Source organism: Mesorhizobium sp. M7A.F.Ca.CA.001.10.2.1, assembly GCF_003998575.1.
GTDB lineage: Bacteria > Pseudomonadota > Alphaproteobacteria > Rhizobiales > Rhizobiaceae > Mesorhizobium.
Genome location: NZ_RZQY01000546.1, coordinates 1 through 4,206, shown reverse-complemented (window position 1 = coordinate 4,206; position 4,206 = coordinate 1). Strand labels below are relative to the sequence as shown.

Here is a 4,206-nt window from a genome sequence, read left to right as displayed (position 1 = left end):
ACAAGCTGCGCGGCGGCCTCAAGGTCGCGGCCGTCAAGGCGCCGGGCTTCGGCGACCGCCGCAAGGCCATGCTGGAAGACATCGCCATTCTCACCGGCGGCACCGCGATCTCGGAAGATCTCGGCATCAAGCTGGAAAATGTGACGCTGCAGATGCTGGGCCGCGCCAAGAAAGTGGTGATCGAGAAGGAAAACACCACCATCGTCGACGGTGTCGGCCGCAAGGAAGAGATCCAGGGCCGTGTCGCGCAGATCAAGGCGCAGATCGAGGAGACCACCTCCGACTACGACCGCGAGAAGCTGCAGGAGCGGCTGGCCAAACTCGCCGGCGGCGTTGCGGTGATCCGGGTCGGCGGCTCGACCGAGGTCGAGGTCAAGGAGCGCAAGGACCGCGTCGACGATGCGCTGCATGCGACCCGCGCGGCCGTCGAGGAGGGCGTGCTGCCTGGCGGCGGTGTCGCGCTGCTGCGGGCAGCCAAGGCGCTCGATGCCGTGCAGACCGACAATGCGGACCAGAAGACTGGCGTCGATATCGTGCGCCGTGCCATCGAAACGCCGGTCCGGCAGATCGCCGAGAATGCCGGCGCCGAAGGCTCGATCATCGTCGGCAAGCTGCGCGAGAAAAGCGAATTCGGCTGGGGCTGGAACGCCCAGACCAACGAATTCGGCGATCTCTACGGCCAGGGCGTCATCGACCCGGCCAAGGTGGTGCGCACCGCTCTCCAGGACGCGGCATCGGTCGCCGGCCTGCTGGTGACCACGGAGGCGATGGTGGCCGAGAAGCCGAAGAAGGAAGCCGCCGCCCCGGCAATGCCCGCCGGCGCCGGTATGGACTTCTGAGGTCACGGCCCATCCGCCCGCTTCCCTGGCGGGGAGCGGGCGTCATCCGAAGAGAAAGTGGAGGTAAAGATGGATGCAATGGCTGGCCTCGGATCCGTACCGGCTCCTACGCACCAGGCGAAGGAATTCCTGGCCTATGAAACAGAATGCAGGAACGTGCTGAAGCCGCTGCTGGCAGGGCTGCTCGACATGGCTGAAGCTGCCGGCTGGAACCGGCGAACCGCGGCGTCGGCACTGATGTTCCTCGCCGCGCAGCAAGTGTCGGCAACATCCGAGGTATCCGCCGGCAGCGGCTGAACGGAAATCGGCCAGTCCATTCACCTATTCGCGGCGGGCCGCGCTCCCGGTGCTCGGCCCGCTACAGGCCCTGAACAATCGAGAGGAGGCACAAGCCATGAATCACGGGCAATTTGAGGAACCGGTCACACTTCTGGTCGGAATGGGCTTTCCGAGGAAGATCGACAGCGTGATGGAAGCTTACGCACTGCTGCAGGACTGGCCGAGCGCCGGCCGCAACGGCGCCCATGCCGTCGCACTCAACGCTTGCAAGGCGGGCATCGTCGGCGAGATCGATCCGGAGACGGTGCGGGCCACGCTGGTCAGCTTCGCGCGCCGCCACGACATATTGGTGCCGGAGATGGTTACGCCGCTCGCGACGGCGGCCGGTGGTGCGCTGCGCACGAGGTGAACTGACGATGCGGCGCTGCACAGCGCCTGAAGACCATGGTCTTGCGATAAGCCAGGCGAACACGGAGACGCCGGAATTCCTTTCCGGGCGGGCGGCATTGTCGTTGGTCATTGAGCGAACGCGTCAGCAAGACTGACCTGTTCTGCCCGAATAGCGCTTCTGAGCGCCGCCTCCCGGTTAAAAAAGTATCATCCGTTGTCTTGAATCGTGGTGGCGCCTGTTGTCATGAGCCGGTACCTTGGCTCTTGAAATGCAGAGCCGAAACCAATTCGGCCGGTTTAGGGAATTGGGCCGAACGCGGCAAATATCCGTGCCGGCCCGGGAGGAAACGGACATGGAACCGGACCTGGAAGTTGTCCAGATACGACGCGGTGAGTCCTTCAAGGCGTGGTCGCACGGCTACCCCTTCCATACGGTGCGCTGGCACTTCCATCCCGAATATGAACTGCATCAGGTGATCTTCACCAACGGCCGCTATTTCGTCGGCGACTTCATCGGCGAGTTCGAGCCGGGCAATCTGGTGCTGACCGGGCCGAACCTGCCGCACAATTGGGTCAGCGATATCGCCAGGGACAGTTCGATCCCGCTGCGCGGCCGCATCATTCAGTTTTCCGAAAGTTTCATCGGCGATGCCATGCATGTGCTGCCGGAGTTGGCGGGGCTCACGGCTCTGCTCGAGGCGTCACGTCGCGGCGTGCTGTTTTCCAGCCGCACCAGCAAGGCGCTGGCGCCGCTGATGGAAGAGATGATGCAGGCACAAGGTGTGCGCCGCATCGAGCTGTTCATGATGATCGCCGGCCTGCTCAGCCGCGCCCAGGAATTCCAGCTTTTGGCCAGCGCCAGCTACCGGCCCGATCCCTCCGGCTACATGACCGCCGGCATGAATAAGGCGCTCGCCTATATCAGGGAAAACCTGACGCAGCTGTTCGACGAGGCGGACCTCGCCGCCATCGCCGGCCAATCGACCGGCGCTTTCTCACGCTCGTTTCGCCGTCACACCGGCATGTCGCTGGTGCAGTATGTGAAGCGGCTGCGCATCAACCTTGCCTGCCAGATCCTGATGAGCGACGAGCAGGCCTCGATCACCGACATCTGCTACGAGGTCGGCTTCAACAATCTGTCCAATTTCAACCGGCAGTTCCTGGCGGAGAAGGGCATGCCGCCCTCGCGCTTCAGGCGCCTGCTGGCCGACAACATCAACGCGGGAAAAGCCGCTTAACGGAGGAGCCAGGGAGGAACCAAGGGAGGATTTTTTCTTTTGCATGACGACGTGAGCCGCGTGGAGCGGTTCGCGATGGAGAACGCTTGTCTCGAATTCCTCCGTCGGCGGAGGTTGTCGGCGCGGCTCGAAAGGCCGGCGCCGGGTCCCGGTTCCCAATGCAGTTTGGGCGAGGGCGGATAGGTATCTTCAGACCAAAGCAGTCAACGACCTTCTTACAACCATATCCAGAAACGGAGAAGACCGAATGACCAAACTTTCATCTTCATTGAAGTCCGCTGGCAAGTCCGCCGGTGTGGCAGCCCTTGCGCTGTCGCTGCTGGCCGGCACCGCCGCGATCGCCAGGGCCGCCGAAGTCACCGATGCGACCGTCGCCTTCCTGATGCCCGACCAGGCCTCGACCCGCTACGAGCAGCATGATTATCCCGGCTTCGCCGCCGAGATGAAGAAGCTGTGCCCGGGCTGCAAGGTGCTCTACCAGAATGCCGATGCCGACGCCTCGCGCCAGCAGCAGCAGTTCAACTCGGTGATCTCGCAGGGCGCCAAGGCGATCGTGCTCGACCCGGTCGACTCGACCGCCGCCGCCTCGCTGGTCAAGCTGGCGCAGAGCCAGGGCATCAAGGTCATCGCCTACGACCGGCCGATCCCGACCGCGCCGGCCGATTTCTATGTGTCGTTCAACAATGAAGGCATCGGCAAGGCCATCGCCGACTCGCTGGTCGAGCACCTGAAGGCGCTGAAGGTCGATCCGGCCAGCGGCGGTGTGCTGCAGATCAACGGCTCGCCGACCGACGCGGCGGCCGGCCTGATCAAGAAGGGCATCCATGCCGGCCTCGACAATAGCGGCTACAAGATCCTGGCCGAATACGACACGCCGGAATGGGCGCCGCCGAAGGCGCAGCAATGGGCCGGCGGCCAGATCACCCGCTTCGGGCCGAAAATCCTCGGCGTGGTTGCCGCCAATGACGGCACCGGTGGCGGCGCCATCGCCGCCTTCAAGGCGGCCGGCGTCGATCCGGTGCCGCCGGTGACCGGCAATGACGCGACGATCGCGGCCTTGCAGCTGATCATCGCCGGCGACCAGTACAACACCATCTCCAAGCCGAGCGAGATCGTGGCGGCGGCGGCCGCCAACATCGCCATCAAGCTGCTTTCGGGCGAGACGCCGAAGGCCGAGATGACGCTGTACGACACGCCCTCGCAGCTGTTCACGCCAGCCGTGGTGACGCAGGAAAACCTGAAGGCCGAGATCATCGACAAGAAGATCAACACCGCGGCCGAACTCTGCGTCGATCGTTACGCGGAAGGCTGCAAGAAGCTGGGCATCGGGAACTGACCGCGACCCTTGCCCGCTCCGCTGCCTGGCCACCGCGCGGTGGCCAGGCAGCGCTCATCCGACATTTTTGAACCGGTTTTGAAAGGCTTCCTGGCATGATCGATACCCCGGACGAACCGGTTCC

General features: G+C 64.0%; 5 protein-coding genes. All 5 read left to right on the top strand.

Going from position 1 to position 4,206, the window contains the following annotated elements; translation table 11 throughout:
* Window positions 1-839, top strand: an 839-nt coding sequence (groEL, locus tag EN964_RS26895; RefSeq protein ID WP_127276957.1) for a chaperonin GroEL, incomplete at its 5' end; no start/stop codon positions are given.
* Window positions 840-908: 69 nt separating this feature from the next.
* Window positions 909-1,136 (top strand): hypothetical protein, encoded by a 228-nt coding sequence (locus EN964_RS26890; RefSeq protein WP_013530720.1) that lies wholly within the window; start codon window positions 909-911, stop codon window positions 1,134-1,136.
* A gap of 97 nt (window positions 1,137-1,233) precedes the next feature.
* On the top strand, window positions 1,234-1,527 hold the full coding sequence (locus tag EN964_RS26885; RefSeq protein WP_127270014.1) for a DUF982 domain-containing protein: 294 nt from the start codon (window positions 1,234-1,236) through the stop codon (window positions 1,525-1,527).
* A gap of 334 nt (window positions 1,528-1,861) precedes the next feature.
* Window positions 1,862-2,746, top strand: coding sequence for an AraC family transcriptional regulator (locus tag EN964_RS26880; protein WP_127270012.1), 885 nt, complete (start codon window positions 1,862-1,864; stop codon window positions 2,744-2,746).
* A 247-nt stretch (window positions 2,747-2,993) separates the two neighbouring features.
* A complete protein-coding gene (locus EN964_RS26875; RefSeq protein ID WP_127270010.1) occupies window positions 2,994-4,082 on the top strand; it encodes a sugar ABC transporter substrate-binding protein in 1,089 nt (362 codons plus the stop codon).
* Window positions 4,083-4,206: the final 124 nt, after the last annotated feature.

Excerpts from the sequence above, each read along its gene's own strand:
- EN964_RS26890 (WP_013530720.1), top strand. The coding sequence starts at position 909 with ATGGATGCAATGGCTGGCCTCGGATCCGTACCGGCTCCTACGCACCAG.
- EN964_RS26875 (WP_127270010.1), top strand. The coding sequence starts at position 2,994 with ATGACCAAACTTTCATCTTCATTGAAGTCCGCTGGCAAGTCCGCCGGT.
- EN964_RS26880 (WP_127270012.1), top strand. The coding sequence starts at position 1,862 with ATGGAACCGGACCTGGAAGTTGTCCAGATACGACGCGGTGAGTCCTTC.
- EN964_RS26885 (WP_127270014.1), top strand. The coding sequence starts at position 1,234 with ATGAATCACGGGCAATTTGAGGAACCGGTCACACTTCTGGTCGGAATG.